1 protein-coding gene is annotated in these 721 nt (G+C 79.5%); it reads left to right on the top strand.

Features of this window, described 5'->3' with window-relative positions:
• Positions 1 to 721 (top strand): helix-hairpin-helix domain-containing protein (locus GT045_RS07605; protein WP_272926840.1); only part of this gene is annotated, 721 nt, incomplete at both ends.

The following is a 721-nucleotide window of genomic DNA, read 5'->3' as shown; positions in this document are numbered from 1 at the left end:
CGAGGCCGTGCGCCGTGTCCTGACCGAGGGCGGCGCCCCCGACGCCCTGGCCCCCCAGATCGCGGCGGTCCTCGGCGAGGGCGCGGACGGCGCGCTCCGGGAGGATCCCTGGCAGCTGCTCCGGGTCGCCGGTGTACGGCCGGAGCAGGCCGACGGCTTCGCGCGGGCACTGCTCGGTGCCGCCTGCGGGCCGGACGACGAGCGGCGGGGCCGTGCGGTGACCGTCTGGCTGCTGGAGCAGGCGGCCGTGGCCGGGCACACCGCTCTGGAACTGCCCGCGCTCGTCGCGGCGCTGGGCCGGCAGGGCGTGCCCGACCCGGACGCCGCGGTGCAAGGCACGCTCGCCGAAGGGGAGGCACTGGTCTTCCAGGACGCCCTGGACGAACCGGGTGCCCCGGCGCCCGAGGCCCCCGGGGACACCGGTGACGACACCGGTGACGGCGACGAGGAGCAGGAACGGCCGGTCCGGGTCCTCGTCGGCCTGGAGCGGTACGCACTGGCCGAGGAGAGTCTCGCCGACGGCCTGGCCCGGCTGGTCAACTCCCCGTCCGGGGAGACCGGGCAGGCATGGGAGGCGGCCGCCGCCGGACTCTCCGGCGGCGCGGCCGAGCTGGCCCGCGCGGTCGCCGGGCACGGCCTGGTGCTGCACACCGGCGGCGAGGCGGCCCGCGCCGAACCGGCCGCGCTGCTCGGTGCCGCCCGCGCCGCGGGCCTGCGGGCC

It is taken from the genome of Streptomyces sp. SID486 (assembly GCF_009865385.1).
GTDB lineage: Bacteria > Actinomycetota > Actinomycetes > Streptomycetales > Streptomycetaceae > Streptomyces.
Note: the sequence above shows the minus strand (reverse complement) of the source record. Positions and strands in the feature narration are given on the sequence as shown.